The sequence below is a fragment of the Plantactinospora alkalitolerans genome, from assembly GCF_015690345.1.
Lineage (GTDB): Bacteria > Actinomycetota > Actinomycetes > Mycobacteriales > Micromonosporaceae > Plantactinospora > Plantactinospora alkalitolerans.
The window spans coordinates 19683-37581 of the sequence record NZ_JADPUN010000257.1 but is presented as its reverse complement, the minus strand read 5'-3'; the positions used below and the strand labels follow the sequence as shown (position 1 = coordinate 37581).

Below are 17899 nucleotides of genomic sequence, written 5' to 3'. Positions count from 1 at the left end.
TCAGGGTGCGGATGAGGAAGGGGATGCGGATGAGGGTGATGAGGAGGGCAGATCGTCCGAAGGGTCGGGGAAAAGGGCGAGCCGCCCCGTACCTCCCGTTGGTACGGAGCGGGCGGAGTCGGACCCGATCGGGGTCGACTCCTGGCCGGACGGAACCGATCCGGTCCGATCCGGGATGGCCGCGCCCGCCACACTGAGTACCGCCTCCACCGGGGCGGGGTTGGCGCGCACGGCGGCCGTCGAGTCGGCGAAGACCAGTCGGCCGTAATCCAGCACGGCGATCCGGTCGGCGACCTCGACCGCGTGCTGCAGTTGTTGTTCGACGAGCAGGACACTCAGCCCCGCCGTGGCCAGCCCGGTGATTACCTCACGAACCCGGGCCGCCAGCTCCGGCGCGAGTCCCTCGCCCGGTTCGTCGAGGAGCAGCACCCGGGGCTGGGTCAGCAACGCCCGGGCGATCGCGAGCATCTGCTGTTCGCCGCCGGAGAGCTGGTTGCCACGGTGCCGCAGCCGCTCGGCCAGTCGGGGCAGCAGTTCCAGCACTCCCGGCACCGTCCAGTTCGGACCGGACCCGGTCGGGTTCCGCCGCCGGACCGACGCGGCGAGGCTCAGGTGCTCGGCCACGGTCAGCCGGGGGAACACCCGGCGTCCCTGCGGCACCAGGCCGACCCCGGCCCGGGCCACCCGGTGCGCGGGCCGACCGGCCAGGTCCCGCCCGTCGACCGACACCACGCCCCGGTACGGGCGCAACAGCCCCGCGATCGCGTGCACCAGCGTGCTCTTTCCGGCGCCGTTCCGCCCGACCAGTGCGTGCACCCGACCGGCCGCGACCTCGAGGTCGATGTCGTGCAGTACGGTGCCGCCGTCGTACCCGGCGAAGAGGCCGCTCACCCGCAACATCACCGCACCGCCTCGGCGTACGCCCGCCGGACGTCCGGCGCGTTACGGATCTCGTCCGGTACGCCGCTGGCGACCAGGCGACCGTCGTGCAGCACGGTGACGGTGTCGGCCAGCGCGTACACCAGATCCAGTCGGTGTTCGACCAGCAGCACCGACATCTCCCTCGGCAGCGCCGCCAGCAGCTCGACCAGCCGGTGCACCTCCACGCCGGAGAGTCCGGCGGCCGGCTCGTCGAGCAGCAGCAGCCGGGGACGACCGGCCAGGGCCATCGCGATCTCCAGTTGCCGGCGTTCGCCGTGCGACAGGTGCGCGGCCGTCGTCGGTCCCGAGCCGCCGAGCCCGACCCGGTCCAGCAGTTCGGCCGCCGGTTTCCGCAGCCGACTTCGGAACCGCGCCCGGGTGCCCACGCCACGGAAACCGCCGGCCTGCCGCCAGCCGGCCACCACGACATTCTCCAGCACGGTCAGGGACGGCCAGACCGCCGGCCGCTGGTGGATCCGGCCGATGCCGTTGCGGGCCCGGCGGGCCGGGCCGAGTCGGGTGACGTCCTGTCCCGCGAAGACGATCCGTCCCTCGTCCGCCCGGCTCGCCCCACCGATCAGGTCGAGCAGGGTGGTCTTGCCGGCCCCGTTGGGTCCGATCAGGGCGTGCCGCTCCCCTTCCCCGACCCGGAGATCCACCCGGTTCACCGCGACCAGCGAACCGTAGCGCCGGGTCACCGCCTCGGCGGTCAGCAGCACGGTCACGAGTCGGCCCCCGATCCGCCGGTTGGCCGTCCGGTGGTGGCGCCGACCTCCGCCGGAAGCGGCCGGTCCCGGTGGCCGTACCCGGCCCGGTCCCCGCCCCGGAGCGCGCGTCCGGTCCGCTCCCCCGAACGGGACCGGAGCAGCCTGGCCACGTCGGTGGAGAAACCGGCCACGCCACGGGGGAACAGGTACGCGGTCAGCACGAACAGTCCGCCGAGCAGCAGTGGCGCGTGTCCGGGCAGCAGCCCGGAGAGCCAGTCCCGGACCGCGATGACCAGGGCGGTGCCGGCAACCGCGCCGCCGATCGACGTCGCGCCGCCGATCACCACGCCGAGGAGCAGCAGGGCGGAGACGTCGAACCCGAAGTCGGCCGGCGAGACGTACTGCTGGGCGGTGACCAGCAACGATCCGGCGACCCCCGCCACCGCTCCGGCGGCGGTGAACGCCACCGCCAGGTAACCGGTGACCCGGTGCCCGGAGGCGCGCATCCGCCCCTCGTCGTCCCGACTGGCCCGCAGCAGCAGACCCGCGGGCGTACGCAACACCATCACCACGGCCGCTATCACCACCCCGACCACGACCAGCGTGTACAGATAGCGTGCCCGGTCGCCGTCGAGTGCGGCCATGCCCCAGACGGGCTGGATCGGCGGAATCCCGGCGAGGCCGTCGGTCCCTCCGGTGACGGAGCTCCACCGACTGGCGGCGGTCACCGTCAGTTCGCCGATGGCCAGGGTAATCATCAGGACGACGACGCCTCGGGCGTACACCACCAGCGGCACCGTGAGGAGGGCGAACAGTCCGCCGACCAGCGCCCCGGTCAGCACCTGCACCACCCCGACCGACGACACGTGCATGGCGACGAGCGCGCTGCCGTAGGCACCGGCCGCGAACGGGCCGGTCTGGCCGAGGGTGGGCAGCCCGGCGAGCCCGGTGAGCAGCGCCACGCTCACCCCTACCAGCGCGAGCACCAGGGTGCGGGCGAAGACCGAGGTGGTGTAGGTGTCCACCAGCCAGGGCACCGCCACCGCGTAGCCGAGCAGCCCGGCGCCCCCGGCCCGGAACAGCCAGCGCCGGCCGGCCGGGGTCACGCCGTGCCTCCGAGCCGGGGCCGGAGCCGGAGCCATCGGCCGGACAGACCCCGGGCCCGAACGGCGAGCACCACGGCCATGGCCGCGAACAGCAGGAACGGCGCGGCGGTCGGGGCGAGCGCGACGCCGAGGCTCTGGATCTCGCCGACGGCGAGGGCGGCCAGCAGGGTTCCCCGGACCGAGCCGAGACCGCCGAGCACCACCACCACGAGGGAGAGCAGCAGGACGTTGTCGGCGGTGCTGGGCGCGGGTCCGATGATCGGTGCACCGAGTACCCCGGCGGCACCGGCGAGCGCGCCGGCCACGGTGAGCACGCCGAGTCGGATCCGGGCCGGATTCACCCCGAGGCAGGCCACCATGTCGGCGTCGTCGACGGCGGCCCGGACCAGCATGCCGGCCCGGGTCCGGGCCACCGCCAGGTAGAGCAGCAGCGCGAGCAGGGCCGCCACGCCGATGAACACCAGCCGGTACGCGGCGTACCGGTGCCCGGCCAGCACCACCGTGCCGTCCAGCGCGGCGGGAATCCGCACCGGAAGGCTGTCCGGGCCGAACGCGGTGACCAGCAGGCTCCCGCCGGCCAGCGCGACCCCGAAGGTCAGCAGCGCCTGGGTGAGATGGTCCCGCCGGGCGACCGGTGCGAGCAGTCCCGCGAGCAGGCCTCCCGCACCGGCCGACGCGACCACTCCGACGCCGAGCGCGACCAGCAGCATCGCCCAGCCACCGTCCAGCAGCGCCGCCGCCGTGTACGCGCCGATCGCGTACAACGTGCCGTGTGCCAGGTTGAGGATGTTCGCCACGCCGAAGCAGAACACCAACCCGGAGGCCGCCACGAAGAGCAGCAGCCCGTAGGCGACTCCGTCCAGAGCCGGGATCAGGTACGGGTCGACCGGACCGAGCACCGGCGCCGCACTGGCCATCATCCGCCCACGGTCGCCAGGTCACCGACAACGGTGTTGGAGAGCGCCCGACCGTCCTGCCGGACCTGTCGCAGGTACCACTTCTGCACCGGCGAGTGCGTGTCCTTCGAGAACTGCCAGGTACCACGCGGGCTGTTGATCTGCCCGAGTTCCGAGATCGCCTTGTTGATCTGCTCCGGCGTCGGGTTGTTCCCGGCCGCGCCGATCGCCTTGTCCAGCACCGCCGCGGCGTCGTACGAGGCCATCGCGTAGGTGGTCGGTGAACCGTCGTGGTCCTCCTTCCAGGCTGCGACGAACGACCGGTTCTCCGCGTTGTCGAGGTCGGGCGAGTAGTTGAGTACGGAGTAGATGTTCCGGGCCGCCTCGCCCTGGGCGTTCAGCACCCCGCCCTCGGTCAGGAAGCCGGCCGCATACAACGGCAGGTCCTTGATCTCGGACTGGGCGTATTGCTTGACGAAGTCGACCGCGGCACCGCCGGCGTAGAACGTGTAGACCGCCTCGGCCCCGGAGGCCTTGATCTGCGCGAAGTACGGCAGGAAGTTGGTGGTCTGCGGGAACGGGGTCCAGAGCGTCTTGCCGTCCTCGTTGGCGAGCTTGCCGCCGATCTCCTTGAAGGTGTCGGTGAACCCGCGCAACTGGTCGTAGCCGCCCTGGTAGTTCGGGCCGATGGTGAAGACCTCGCCCTTGACGTTGTCCCGGACGTACTCGGCGATCGCCGCGCCGGTCTCGTCGGAGAGGTAGGAGGTGGTCCAGATCCGGGCCACGTCCTTGAGTTCGGGGCGACCGTTCGAGCCGACGAACGGAATCTTCGCCTCGGCGAGCACCGGCGCGACCGCCGCCACCGAACCGCCGCCGACAATGCCGGTCAGGGCGTGCACCCGGTCCTGCTTGAGCAGCTTGGTCGCGGCGGGTACGGCGGTGGGAGCACCGTTGCCCTCGTCGGCGACGACCAGGTCGATCTTGTGGCCGCCGAGTTTGTTGTCGTGGGTCCGCAGGTACAACTCGAAGCCGTCGCGGATCTCGGTGCCGACGGCCTCGTAGGTGCCGGACAGTGAGGCGAGCAGGCCGATCTTTATCGTGCCCGGTGTGCCGCCCGGGTCACTGCCGCTGTTGCAGCCGCTGCCGGCCACGGTCAACCCGAGGGCGAGCAGCGCGGCGGTCAGGACACGACGCCGGCTGGTACCGGTGGGGAAAGGCATGACTTCTCCAGTAGAGGGGGGTGAGGAAGGGAAGTGGGGGAAGCTCGGTCGGGCCCACGGCAGCGGACCCGGCACCGAGGGTCAGCGCCGCTGCGCCACCACGGCTCGGGCCGCGGGGGTCAGTACGTCTCCAATCCGATTCGCCAGTTCCGTCATCTCGTAGGAGACTTTGCCGACGTCACAGGAGGGGGCCGCGAGAACCAGCAGCGAGGCTCCGTCGTTGAACGCCATCGAGAACATGAAGCCGCCCTCGAGCTGGGTGACGTTGGAAATCACCGCACCCGCCTCGAAGAAGCCGGCCGCGCCACGGAGCAGGCTGACCAGGCCGCTGCCGGTCGCCGCGAGCTGGTCGGCCCGATCCGGTGGCAGGTTCCGGGTGGACGCCACCATCAGACCGTCGCTGGAGATCGCGATGGCATGGCTGACCTCCGGAGCCCGCTCGACGAAGCTGTCCAGCATCCAGCCGAGATCTCGTTGGTTGGTCACGTAGCACTCCCTGTCGCGTCGCTTGTCGCCGAGGCGTTCACCAGCTTGGGACGGCGGGCGGCCACGCCACGGGCGTAGGCGGCCATCGCGTTGGCCACCTCGGCCGGGTCGCGGTGCTCCGAGACCGGCTGCTGCTCCCGCGGCGGCGGAGCGACACCGCCGGGCACGAGATGGCGCTGCGGTTGACGGATCGGGAGACCTGACGAGGTGGTCCCGACGATGTCGGGGTTGACCAGTTCGGTGGCGGCCCGCCAGCCCTCGTCGGCGCGGGTCTGCCAACCCGTCGCGGCGTATCCGCCGGCCCCGTTGGAGGTGCCCGTCCCGTTGGGACCACCGCCACCGGCCGCCGGGGTCGGCGTGCCCGCTCCGCCCGGGGTGCCCGCCCCGACCGGGGTGCCTGCCCCGTTGAGAGGGCCCGGGGTGGCGGGGGCCCCTGGCCGGTCGGTCCGGAACCAGTTGTTGACCTGCTCGAAGATGACGAGTTCCTGGGTCGGGTCGTCTCCCCTGCCCGGATGGGTGGGGGTCGGCCGGAAGACCGATCCGACCGGCAGGGCGCGGTCGGTCGCCGGCTTCCGCGCCGGACCGTTCGCGGCCGGAGCGGGTGGGGCGAGCGTGGCGGTGCCCCGGGCCCGGCTCTCCGGATTGGTGGCCAGGCGTCCGGGTGCCAGCAGTTGGGTCTCGGGTGGTATGGGCCGGATCAGCGACGCGGGCAGCGCCACCTCGGCGATCGTCCCGAGTTTGGGGCCGGGACGGAGTTCGACCGCGACCCCGAGGCGGCCGGCGAGCTGGCCGACCACGACCAGGCCCATCGCCCGGACCGCCGCGACGTCGGTCGCCGGTGGCCTGGCCAGCAGGTCGTTGAGCTGGGCCAGCCGCTGCAACGACAGTCCGACGCCTTCGTCGCTCACCTGGACGATCACCCGGTCGCCCAGGCTGCGGGCGGTCACCCAGGCCTCGGTCTCCGGCGGCGAGTAGGCGGTCGAGTTGTCCATCAGCTCGGCGAGCAGGTGCACCACCTCGTCCACCTTGTCGGCGGCCACCGCCACGTCCGGGTCGACGACCCCGATCCGGACCCGGGTGTAGTGCTCGATCTGGGACAGCGCCGCCTGCACGACCTTCTGCATCGGCACGTCCTCGTGCCGTACCCGCCCGACGCCCACCCCGCCGAGCACCAGAAGGCTGGCGTTGATCCGTCCCATCCGGGTCGCCAGGCTGTCGAGGGTGTAGAGCTGTTGCAGCCGCTCCGGGTCGGTCTCGTCCCGCTCGACCCGGTCCACCTGGGCGAGCACGGCGTCCACGAGCCGCTGCTCCCGGCGGCTGAGGTGAACGAAGATGTCGGCCGTGTTGGCCCGCATGACCGCCTGCTCGGCGGCGGTGCGTACGGCCGCCTGGTGCACGGCGCTGAACGCCTGTCCGACTTCGCCGATCTCGTCTCCGCTGGACGCCTCCAGCGCCGAGGACGACTGCCGGGCGAGCGCCTCGGGTTGGATCCCGGCGCTGTCGATGTTGCGCAGGTCCGCGACCATCGCCGGCAGTTCGGTGAAGGCGACGACGTGCGCCGCGTCCCGCAGCCGCCGCAGCCGGCGGGTGATCTGCCGGGCGACCGCCCAGGTCACCAGTACGGTCAACCCGAGTGCCACAGCCATCGCCGCGCCCTCGGCGAACGCCCGCCAGCGCTGTTCGACCCGGGCCGCGTCGACGTCGGTCAGCACGGCGGAGTCGACCCGCTGCTGGACCTCGAAGAGGCGGGTGGACCAGCCCTGGGTGGCACCGATCCAGGCGTTGGTGGTGACGTCGAGCGGGGCACCGATCTCCGCACGGGAGACCTGGTCCTGGAGGCGTTGCAGGGCCAGGGCCTCCTTGCCGCTGCCCGCCTGCTCCCACCACACCTTCCAGTTCAGGGGTGCGAGGCTGAGGAAGGAGAGGCTGGACTCGGTGAACCCGGTCCGGGCGGCGGTGATGTCCTGCTGCATCGCCGGGGTCAGCTGCCCGGCGGCAATTGCCCGGAGCACCGCGACCTGCTGCTGGCCGAGCGCCTCCGCGGTCTTCGACAACGCGGCGGCGGCCCGGATCCCGTCGGCCACCTCGGCCGAGACGACGCCCTGGGCGATGGACTCCCGGTATGCGAGCAGATCCGCGATGATGATGCGGTAGCTGAAGGTGGTGGCGGAGACGGCGGCGTGGGCCGCGGTGCGTACCTGGGTACGCAGTGGCGGCAGCGCGGCGAGCGCGTTGTCGATCCGGCCGAGCACCACCGCCGGGCCGGACGACGCGTCGGGGGTGAGCGCCCGCTGCCGGTGGTAGCGCGCGACTATCTCGTCCGTGTCGCCGGACTGCCGGGCATAGGTGTCCTGCTGTCGCGGGCTGGCCGAGGTCAGCAGGTCGGCGGCGGCGGCCCGTTCCCGTTGCAGCTGGTAGGCGAGCCGGCCCGCCTCCGCGCCCAACTGGGCGAGCACGCCGAGATCGCTGGCCTGCCCGGCCTGCCGGACACTGTCCGCGAGGGCCAGTCCGGCGAAGCCGACGACCGCCACCAGTGGCGCGGCCACGATGATGCGCATCCGAGAGGCGATCTTCCAACCCCGTCGACGAACGGGCTGGGGCCGGGCCGCGTGGGATCTGGTGGTCGAGGCCAAGGCTGACTCCCACGGCTCGTCATCGAGGGGATCTGCATCTTGCAGTTAGCAAATCCCATTGCGCCGGACAGGAACGACGGATAACAGGGTTAGGCGTGGTACAAACAGGTCGTACCACTATCTGTACCCCCGGGTGAACAGGCAGTTACATTCGCAGCCAGCGGGGCCCACCCGGTCCCCGGACCGTCGGTCGCACCGGCTCCCATCGACTGTCGTGCCGCCCTCGCGAACTCAGGGGCGACGACCCAGCGCACCGACCCGGCCACGCCGATGAGACTCGGTGAACGGCCGATGCGACTCTCCGGCCGGCCGGCGCGGCTCCGCCGGCTGCGGCCGGGACTCGACGGCCGGATCGCCGGCCGGCGACGGCTGGTCGTGATCCGCCTCCGGATGCCGATGCTGCTCGGCAGGGGCATGGATCCGCAGCATGTGGTCGATCAGCTCCCGCAGTTCGTCGATCGCCTCCACCACCGACTGTGGATCGTGGCGAGGGTCAGGGCCACGCTCCGCCGCCGGCCTCCCGGCGTCGGTGCCGCGCGGTCCGCGGCGCCCGTCGGCGGCGAGCTGCTCCAACGCCACCCGGGGCCAGAGCGCGGTGAGCAGACCTCCGGTACCGAGCGCCTCGTCACAGCGGACTGCCAGTTCCTGACTGCCGTACCGGCGGCCCGCCTCCACGGCCGCCACCGTCTCCCGGCTGAACCGGACCCGGTCGGCAAGGGCGCGCTGGGTCAGTCCCTTGCGGGTACGCCAGCGGCGCAGTTCCCGTTGAAACTGTCGGGTGGCCATCGAGTCCGCGATACCTGACGGGGACGCAGCGTCCATTTGCTCACCTTCGTTGGTCAGCGATTCGAACAGTCGAGCCAGATCATGACGGGTGCGGCATAGATCATGAGCCGGCATTTGCCGGGGCCAATTCTTACCGCCTGGAGCACGGGTGTGAAGACATACGCGCGACCTATCGTTGCCGGCAACTGAAAAACCTCACATGCCGATCCACTTGACGCACGAAAATGATCTCGGGGCGGAGCCCGACATCGCCACGTGGCACCCGGATTCGTCCCTTCCGCCGCGACCGGCGAATGGCGACACTCCGCAATGGTCGACGAAGATCGAGAACCTGGGCCGGCCGGCGACCGGCCGACGCCGTCCGGCCCCCCGGTGACCCATCGACAGGACCGGACACCGGAACGTCAGCGCGACGCGCCGGCCCCACCTGCGGAGATCAGAACCGGAGTGGACGGCCGACGACCACTCGGAGCGCTCGGACACCCGCTCGGGATGTCGCCGGGACACTCACCCGGCGCACCGGCATCCGAATTGGTTACCCGACACGGGATTGGTTACGCGGCGCGGGCTCGTACCGTCTCCGGCGGATCGTCACGCCGTTCTTTGTGGACGGTCGCGACATCGACGACGGCAGGCAGCGCCTGATGCGCCCGGAACGCGACATTGGGCTTGTAGATGCTCGCGTGGCCAGGCACCAGACGGAGCCCGGGAATTGTCTCCGCGAGCCGGGCGAGCGCGATCCGCGCCTCCAGCCGGGCCAATGCCGCTCCGATGCAAAAATGCGGACCGTAACCAAAGGACAGATGATCCTTGGCGTCCGCCCGGTCCGGATCGAAGCGGTCGGGGTGGGCGAACATCGCCGGATCACGATTGGCGGCGCCGATGACCAGCAGGCAACGCGCGCCCGCCGGAATGGTCACTCCCCCGATCGTCACCGGCCGCAGCGTCACCCGCAGCCAACCGTCGATGGCCGGACCGAACCGCAACGCCTCCTCCAGGAACGCCGGCACACTCTCCGGCTCCTCGGCCATCCGGCGCCACCGGCCGGGCACCGAGAGCGCCTGCTCCAGACCGTGGGCCAGCAAGCCGGCCGTGGTCTCGTGCCCGGCCACCAGCAGGTTGAACGCCATGCTGGCCACCTCCGCGGCGGTCAGCACGCTGTCGTCACCGTCGCGATAGCGCAACGCCCGGCTGACGAAGTCGTCACCGGTCAGGTCGCCGTTCATCCGCCGCGCCACCAGGTCCTGGCAGTAGTGCCAGAACTCCAGCAGACCCTGGGCCAGCCGTACCTGCTCCGCCGGCTCGGGCCGGCCCCAGATCAGCGCGATCTGACCATCCGCCCAGCCCCTGATCCGGGCCACGTCCCGGTCCGGCACGCCGAGGATGTCGACCACCACCAGCAGCGGCAGCAACGCCGCGAACTCGGGGATCAGGTCGACCACCTCGCCCCGGCGGTCGACCAGCCCGGCGACCAGTTCGTCGACCCGGCGACGCACGATCGGGCCGTACTGGGCCGAGACCCGGGGCGCGGTGTTGGCGAAGGTGGCCCGCAACGCCTGACGGGTCCGGGTGTGCACCGGCGAGTCCGCCGCGGCCGTGGTGGCCGGTACGTCGAGCCGCATCACCACCGCCAGCGCCTCCGGACACATCTCGTACACCGGGGCCAGGGTCAACGCGTTGCCGAAGCTTTCCGGGTCGCCGAACGCCTGCCGGACGTGCTCGTGCCGGGTGATCAGCCACATCCCGAGGTCATCGGCGTAGTGCACCTCCTCGGGGCGGTGCAGGAGGTCCCGCCAGACGGCGGCCGGATCGGTGAGATAGGTACCAGCGAACGGGCTGAGTTCCATGGCCGCCTCCTGGCCCACGCTATGGCGCGGTGTCGCAGAAGATGCGGGCAATACTTCACCCCATCGAGAATGTGTCGCCCCGCAACTTCCACGACATCTGGGAATCCCACGATGCGCTGCGCCCGACGGTAAGTCAAGCCATTGGATTGTGCCATTGTATTGGACGCCTGGTGAGCGTTCGGTACGGTGCGGCCGGCCGCGCCTCCCGGGCCCCGCTGCAAGTTGCCTCATGCATTTGCTTCCTGGTCACACCGCTGCCAGCGCCGCCGAGCGGCCCCGCACACCGTACACTGCGGACTGGTCGCCGCCCGGGCGTCGGCCGGCACTCCGCCCGTCGGCGTCCCCGCTGACGGAAACGGATAAGCCCAGGTAACTCGCACCGCTCCGGCAGGGCGATTCGTAGATCAACGACAATGCGAATCGGACTCCGGAGGCACCGATCCGACGTTCCACGGAAACGCAATCGATCCATAGTGGTCATCCCCCGGACCGGGGACGAGCCACGACGTACGGATCGCCGACGCCTTGACATATGTCGATCAAGAGACTGCTCTGGTACCCACGCACCTCGACGACCCAGGAGGTCCACGTTGACCAGACGAAGCTGGACGGCCACCGCCGCCACGCTGGTACTGACCGCGGCGGCGCTCGTACACCCCGGTACCGCGACGGCCGCGCCCGACACCGTACCCGCCCGGGCGACCGCCCCGGTGACGCTCGCCGCCGACGAGACCGCGCTGATCCGCGTCGAACTCCGCGACGAGGCGCACTTCCGGGAGCTCCTCGCCGAGGGAGCCGACATCGCGAACCGGCCACGGCAGCAGAACGGCCGGGTCCTCGCCGACCTGGTGCTGACCGGCCGGCAACTGGCCGCCCTCACCGCTCGGGGCGCGGTGGCCCGTCAGGTCGTACAGCGGGAGGGCGACGCCGCCCGGAGGTACGCCGACAGCGTGCGCGCCGCTCAGGCGCGGACCAGGACCGGGCTGCGCGCTCCGGCGGAGGGTCGCGGCGTCGGCGTGGCCGCCGTCGACACGCTGCACTTCCTCCAGGCCTACTGGTGGACCTCCAACGGAAAGACCTTCCTGCAGACCCAGGTGGCTACCACCGCCGCCGAGGACCCGGACGTCGAGATCACGGTGACCTGGCGGACCGCCGACGGTACGACCGGCTCCTACGCACTGGCCCGGTTCTCCGACGCCGGCGAGTACCAGTACCACTTCGCCGTGCCGCAGGCGGTCCCTGCCCGGCCGACGCAGGTCACCGCGACCTCCAGCCTCGGCGGCACCGCCCGGCCGAGCACCCCGGCGAAGTGGCCGAACGCCACACCGCCGGCACTGCCGGCGGGCTACCAGAAGGACTTCATCGACGCGTACCTGACGCCGGTCGACGTACAGTCCCGGATCCGCCGGCTGGCGCGGCAGTACCCGGACCTGGTCGACGTGATCGACCTGCCGCACCAGACGCAGGGCTACCGGCGCACCGCCGCCGGCTACCTCGGCGACCCGGCGGCCGCCGCCGTCGTGGTCGAGTCGGTGAAGTTCGGCGCACAGAACATGAACGGCGTACAGGTCCGGACCGTCGACCCGGGCCGGACGGACCGGCCGCTGTCCGCCACCTACCGGGACCGGGTACTCACCGTCTTGCTCGCCACCGACGGCGCCGGGAAGACCATCAGCACCACCGACCAGGTGGCCGCGTTCATCTCCGCCCGCTACCCGCAACAGTTCCAGGCGTTCGTGGAGAACGGCTCCGCCGGGCTGCCGATGCCGATCGCCGGACCGGTACGCCTCGACGACGGATTGCAGGGCAGCGAGGTGCCGAAGCGGCCCTGGACGGTGCAGGCGCTGCGGATCGGCACCCACCGGGACGGCTCCCGGATCGGCGTACTCGCCTATTCGCAGGAGCATGCCCGGGAGTGGGCCACCCCGCTGGTCACCCTGGAGTTCGCGGAGCGGCTGCTGGCCAACGCCGACACCGATCCGGCGACCCGGGACCTGCTCGACTCCGTCGACGTCTTCGTCATCCCGACCGTCAACCCGGACGGGGCGAACTACTCGTTCCACGACGCCAACTTCCAACGCAAGAACCTGGTCAACCACTGCACGGGAGCGCAGCGCGACCCGGCCAACCGGGACTCGTGGGGCGTCGACGTCAACCGCAACTACACCGTCGGATCGCTCTTCGACGGCTACACCGGAGCGAGCACCAACTGCCTCTCCGGCACCTACGCCGGCACGGCGGAGCTGTCGGAGGCGGAGAGCCGCAACGTCGTCGCGCTGGCGAAGGCGCACACAAACGTGAAGTTCGCGATGAACGTGCACAGCTACGGCGGTTACTTCATGTGGCCTCCGGGTGCGTACCAGGCGGACGGACGGATCACCCTGCCCCGGCCGACGATCGACGAGTCGAAGATGTTCCTCGACAGTGCCCGCCGGATCGTCGGGGCGATCGCCACCGAGCGGGGCACGGTGACCTGGCCGTCCCAGACCGGCCCGGTCGCCGACGTGCTCTACTCGGCCGCCGGGAACTCCGCCGACCAGCTCTACTACGAGCTGGGCATCCTCGCCTGGGACTTCGAGGTCGGCAACGACCGGTGGAACGACGCCACCGGCGAGTGGGAGGGCGTCGGCTTCCAGCCGCCGTTCGACGAGGCGCACGCCGAGTCCCAGGAGTACGCCGCCGGCCTGGTCGAACTGCTCCGCGTCGCCAGGGACCACGCCAACGCCAGCTGAGGCGTAAGGCTGAGGTGTAAGGCTTGAGGTGTAAGGAAGGGCCCCTTGTTATCGCTTTTTGTATAACAAGGGGCCCTTCCTAACACCCCGGCGGCGCGTGTGAGGATGTCTCGCGTGCGGGCGGTGGTGTTCGAGGAGTTCGGCGGCCAGCCGGAGGTACGTGAGGTGCCGGATCCGGTCCCCACACCGACCGGGGTGGTCGTCCAGGTGGCGTCGACCGGGCTGTGCCGCAGCGACTGGCACGGCTGGCAGGGCCACGATCCCGACATCCGGCTGCCGCACGTGCCCGGCCACGAGTTCGCCGGTGAGGTGGCGGCGGTCGGATCCGCGGTACGGGGCTGGCGGGCCGGTGACCGGGTGACCGCGCCCTTCGTCTGCGCCTGCGGCAGCTGTCCGTCCTGCCTCGCCGGAGCGCAGCAGGTCTGCGAACGGCAGACCCAGCCGGGCTTCACCCACTGGGGCTCGTACGCCGATCTCGTCGCCGTCGATCACGCGGACGTCAACCTGGTCCGGCTGCGGGAGGAACTGAGCTTCGCCGGCGCAGCCGCCCTCGGCTGCCGCTTCGCCACCGCGTTCCGGGCCGTCGTCACCCAGGGTCGGCTGTCCCCCGGCGAGTGGGTGGCGGTGCACGGCTGCGGCGGCGTCGGGCTCTCCGCCGTGATGATCGCGGTCGCCTGCGGCGCCCGGGTGGTGGCGGTGGACGTCACACCGGCCGCGCTGGACCTGGCCCGCCGCTTCGGCGCCACGGTCGCCCTGGACGGCACCGCGCGTCCCGGCCCCGGCGCGGTGGCGGCCGCCGTGCGGGAGGTCACCAGCGGGGGTGCCCACCTGTCCATCGACGCCCTGGGCAGCGAGCCGACCTGTGTCGGGTCGATCGAGAGCCTTCGGCGCCGGGGCCGGCACGTCCAGGTCGGCCTGCTGCCCGCCGCAGGCGGCCGGACCGCTCTGCCGATGGACCGGATCATCGCGTACGAGTTGGAGCTGCGCGGCAGCCACGGGATGGCCGCACACGCGTACCCGGAGATGCTGGCGCTGGTCGGCACCGGCGTCCTCCGCCCGGCGGACCTGATCACCCAGACGATCGGGCTTGCCCAGGCACCGATGGCGCTGATCGGGCTGGATCAGCCGCCGGTCGCCGGAATCCGTCTCATCCAGCCGGGCCACCCGGGTTGAGCCGGACCATCCGAGTTAGGAAGGGGCCCTTCTTCTACAGAAAACGATAAGAAGGGGCCCTTCCTTCCTCCCCTGGGGTTCGTCGTGGGCGGGGCGAGGTGCTTTTATTGAGGACATGGCAAACCCGGTGATCTTGACCGTCGACGACGACCCCGCGGTGTCGCGTGCGGTGGCGCGTGACGTGCGGCGGCGGTACGGCGACCGGTACCGGGTGGTCCGGGCCTCCTCCGGCGAGGAGGCGCTGACCGCGCTGCGGGAGATCAAACTTCGCGGCGACCAGGTCGCGGTGCTGCTGGCCGACTACCGGATGCCGCAGATGAACGGCATCCAGTTCCTGGAAGCGGCGATGGACCTCTTTCCGATGGCCCGTCGCGTGCTGCTCACCGCCTACGCCGACACCGACGCGGCGATCGACGCGATCAACGTCGTGGACCTCGACCACTACCTGCTCAAGCCGTGGCACCCGCCGGAGGAGAAGCTCTATCCGGTGCTCGACGCCCTGCTCGACGCCTGGGTGGCGACCCCGGAGACCACGACGAACGAGGTCCGGGTCATCGGGCACCGGTGGTCCGCGCCGTCGTTCGCCGTCCGCGACTTCCTGGCCCGCAACCTCGTCTCGTACCGGTGGTTGCTGGCCGACGAGCCCGAGGGCGGACGCCTGCTGGCCGCCGCCGAGGCCAGTGCCGAGGACGTGCCGGTGGTGGTCACTCCCGACGGCACCACGCTGGTCAAGCCGACCGAGGCCGAGCTGGCCAGGCACGTCGGCTTCTCCACCACGCCGGCCGCCGAGTTCTACGACCTGGTGGTCGTCGGCGCCGGCCCGGCCGGGCTGGGTGCGGCGGTCTACGGCGCCTCCGAGGGGCTCCGCACGGTGCTGGTCGAGCGGCAGGCGACCGGTGGGCAGGCCGGTCAGAGCAGCCGGATCGAGAACTACCTGGGCTTTCCCGACGGGGTGTCCGGCGCGCAACTCGCGGACCGGGCGCGTCGGCAGGCGCTGAGGTTCGGCGCCGAACTGCTGACCGCCCGGGACGTCGTCGGGCTGGAGGCGGCCGGCGCCACCCGGCTGCTCCGGTTCAGCGACGGCACGTCGATCGCCGCCCACACGGTGGTGCTCGCCACCGGCGTCTCCTACCGCCAGTTGACCGCTCCCGGTCTGGCGGAACTGACCGGGCGCGGGGTCTTCTACGGCTCCGCCTCGACCGAGGCGCCGAGCTGCGCGGGGCAGGACGTCTACATCGTCGGCGGGGCGAACTCGGCGGGGCAGGCGGCGGTCTACTTCGCCCGGCATGCCCGCCGGGTACACCTACTGGTACGCGGCCCCGACCTGCGCCGCTCGATGTCCCACTACCTGATCGAGCAGATCGAGCGGATCGACAACATCGAGGTGCATCCGCACTCGGAGGTGGTCGGTGGCGAGGGCACGGACCACCTGGAGCAGATCACCGTCTGTGACAACCGGGTCGGTGAGCAGCGCAGCGTCAAGGCATCCTGGTTGTTCGTCTTCATCGGCGCGGAGCCCCGAACGGACTGGCTCGCCGACGTGGTGGCCCGGGACGCCCGGGGGTACGTGCTCACCGGCCCGGACCTGGCCAGCGACGGTCGTCGACCGGCTGGCTGGGCGCTGCCCCGCGAGCCGTACCTGCTGGAGTCGAGTCTGCCCGGGGTTTTCGCGGCCGGCGACGTACGGGCCGACTCCATCAAACGGGTCGCCTCGGCCGTGGGCGAGGGTGCGATGGTCGTCTCACTGGCTCACCAGTACCTGGCGGCGCAGTGACCACCCCCAGTAGCAGGAAGCTGCCCGAGGATGCGGCCACGGGTTCCGGATCGGATGACGGGATGACCGGGATGACCGAGGCGGGCGAACGGCTGGCGGCCGACGAGCTACGGACGCTGTTCCTGTTCGAGTCGTTGGACGACGAGAAGCTGGCGTACATCCACGAACACGGGCGGGTCAAGCGGCTGCCGGCCGCCACCGACATCTTCGTCGAGGGTGAGCCGGCACAGTGTTTCTACGTGCTGCTCGACGGCACGGTGTCACTGACCCGGCTGGTGCGCGGGGACCGGGTCGAGATCAGCCGGAGCAGCCAACGCGGCGCCTACGGTGGGGCGACCCAGCCGTACCTGAACGACGAGCGGGTGCAGACCTACCTGCAGGGCATGCGGGCGATCACCGACGTCACGCTCTTCACCCTGCCGGCGGAGGTGATCAGCACCGCGATGCGGCGCTGGTTCCCGATGGCGATGCACCTGCTGGACGGACTGTTCCTCGGCATGCGGACCACGCAGACCGTGGTCGGCGAGCGGGAACGCCTGCAGGCGCTCGGCTCGCTGTCGGCCGGACTGACCCACGAACTGAACAATCCGGCGGCGGCCGCCGTCCGGGCCACGTCGGTGCTCCGGGACCGGGTGGCCGGGATGCGGCACAAGCTCGCGATGATCGCCGACGGCCGGCTCGACGGCGCACGCCTGCAACGCCTGGTGGAACTCCAGGAGACGGCCGTCAAGAAGGCCGCCTCGGCACCCACCCTCTCGCCCCTGGAGACCAGCGACGCCGAGGACACCCTGACCGACTGGTTGGACGAGCACGACGTCACGTCCGGCTGGGACCTGGCGCCCACGCTGACCGCCGGTGGGATCGACGTACCGTGGTTGGAGCAGGTGACGGCGGCGGTCCGGCCGGACGACCTGGAGCCGGCGATCCGGTGGCTGACGTACACCGTCGAGACCGAGCTGCTGCTGGGCGAGATCGACGACGCCCTGGGCCGGATCACCGGCCTGGTCGGGGCGGCGAAGCAGTACTCCCAGCTCGACCGGGCCCCGAACCAGACGGTCGACGTGCACGACCTGCTGGATGCCACGCTGGCGATGTTCAACTCGAAGATCAAGCCCGGGGTCCGGGTGGTCCGGGAGTACGACCGCAGCCTGCCGGCGATCCCGGTCTACGCCGCCGAACTCAACCAGGTGTGGACCAACCTGGTCGACAACGCGCTCTACGCGATCGGCGAGAGCGGCGTGCTGACCGTACGCACCGGGCGGAAGGACGATCGGGTCGTGGTGGAGGTCGCCGACACCGGCCCCGGGATTCCTGCCGACGTCCGCTCCCGGATCTTCGAGCCGTTCTTCACGACGAAGCCGATCGGCGACGGCACGGGGCTCGGGCTGGACATCTCGTACCGGATCGTGGTCAACAAGCATCACGGGGACATCCGGGTCGACTCCGAACCGGGACGTACCAGCTTCCGGGTCAGCCTGCCGATCGCCGGGCCTCAGCCCGGAACCCCGGACGGTACGGAGGCCTGAGTTCCGGTTGCGGGGTTCCGGTCGCGGGGTTCCGGTTACGGGATTCCGTTGCCGGCTTCCGGGATCCGGGGGTCCGGAGTCCGGGCGACGCT

General features: G+C 71.3%; 13 protein-coding genes. 4 read left to right on the top strand and 9 right to left on the bottom strand.

Features of this window, described 5'->3' with window-relative positions; genetic code table 11:
- The 9 genes from I0C86_RS29360 to I0C86_RS29320 form a co-directional block, all read right to left on the bottom strand.
- Window positions 1-900, bottom strand: a complete 900-nt coding sequence (locus I0C86_RS29360) for an ABC transporter ATP-binding protein (protein ID WP_196204554.1) — start codon at window positions 898-900, stop codon at window positions 1-3.
- Complete coding sequence (locus I0C86_RS29355) at window positions 900-1646, bottom strand: ABC transporter ATP-binding protein (protein WP_323373907.1); 747 nt, start codon at window positions 1644-1646, stop codon at window positions 900-902. The genes I0C86_RS29360 and I0C86_RS29355 overlap by 1 nt, the downstream gene beginning before the upstream one ends.
- Window positions 1643-2734 (bottom strand): branched-chain amino acid ABC transporter permease, encoded by a 1092-nt coding sequence (locus I0C86_RS29350; protein ID WP_196204553.1) that lies wholly within the window; start codon window positions 2732-2734, stop codon window positions 1643-1645. Before I0C86_RS29350 ends, I0C86_RS29355 begins: the two co-directional genes overlap by 4 nt.
- On the bottom strand, window positions 2731-3654 hold the full coding sequence (locus I0C86_RS29345) for a branched-chain amino acid ABC transporter permease (RefSeq protein ID WP_196204552.1): 924 nt from the start codon (window positions 3652-3654) through the stop codon (window positions 2731-2733). Before I0C86_RS29345 ends, I0C86_RS29350 begins: the two co-directional genes overlap by 4 nt.
- Window positions 3651-4850, bottom strand: coding sequence for an ABC transporter substrate-binding protein (locus I0C86_RS29340; RefSeq protein WP_196204551.1), 1200 nt, complete (start codon window positions 4848-4850; stop codon window positions 3651-3653). Before I0C86_RS29340 ends, I0C86_RS29345 begins: the two co-directional genes overlap by 4 nt.
- Before the next feature lie 81 nt (window positions 4851-4931).
- Complete coding sequence (locus tag I0C86_RS29335; protein ID WP_192770305.1) at window positions 4932-5336, bottom strand: roadblock/LC7 domain-containing protein; 405 nt, start codon at window positions 5334-5336, stop codon at window positions 4932-4934.
- Window positions 5333-7894 carry a sensor histidine kinase gene (locus tag I0C86_RS29330; protein ID WP_196204550.1) on the bottom strand — a complete coding sequence of 854 codons (2562 nt, stop codon included), beginning with the start codon at window positions 7892-7894 and terminating at the stop codon, window positions 5333-5335. Before I0C86_RS29330 ends, I0C86_RS29335 begins: the two co-directional genes overlap by 4 nt.
- 306 nt (window positions 7895-8200) lie before the next feature.
- On the bottom strand, window positions 8201-8791 hold the full coding sequence (locus tag I0C86_RS29325; RefSeq protein ID WP_196204549.1) for a helix-turn-helix transcriptional regulator: 591 nt from the start codon (window positions 8789-8791) through the stop codon (window positions 8201-8203).
- A gap of 518 nt (window positions 8792-9309) precedes the next feature.
- The gene (locus I0C86_RS29320; RefSeq protein ID WP_196204548.1) at window positions 9310-10602 is read right to left on the bottom strand and encodes a cytochrome P450; all 1293 of its coding nucleotides are present in this window, start codon (window positions 10600-10602) and stop codon (window positions 9310-9312) included.
- Window positions 10603-11192: 590 nt separating this feature from the next.
- On the opposite strand from I0C86_RS29320, the gene I0C86_RS29315 reads away from it, so the two are divergent.
- From I0C86_RS29315 to I0C86_RS45210, 4 genes are all read left to right on the top strand, one after another.
- On the top strand, window positions 11193-13334 hold the full coding sequence (locus I0C86_RS29315) for a M14 family zinc carboxypeptidase (protein WP_230394977.1): 2142 nt from the start codon (window positions 11193-11195) through the stop codon (window positions 13332-13334).
- A gap of 105 nt (window positions 13335-13439) precedes the next feature.
- Window positions 13440-14507 (top strand): zinc-dependent alcohol dehydrogenase family protein, encoded by a 1068-nt coding sequence (locus tag I0C86_RS29310; RefSeq protein WP_230394976.1) that lies wholly within the window; start codon window positions 13440-13442, stop codon window positions 14505-14507.
- A 115-nt stretch (window positions 14508-14622) separates the two neighbouring features.
- A complete protein-coding gene (locus tag I0C86_RS29305; RefSeq protein ID WP_196204545.1) occupies window positions 14623-16281 on the top strand; it encodes an FAD-dependent oxidoreductase in 1659 nt (552 codons plus the stop codon).
- A 62-nt stretch (window positions 16282-16343) separates the two neighbouring features.
- Window positions 16344-17807 (top strand): ATP-binding protein, encoded by a 1464-nt coding sequence (locus tag I0C86_RS45210; RefSeq protein WP_323373906.1) that lies wholly within the window; start codon window positions 16344-16346, stop codon window positions 17805-17807.
- Window positions 17808-17899: the final 92 nt, after the last annotated feature.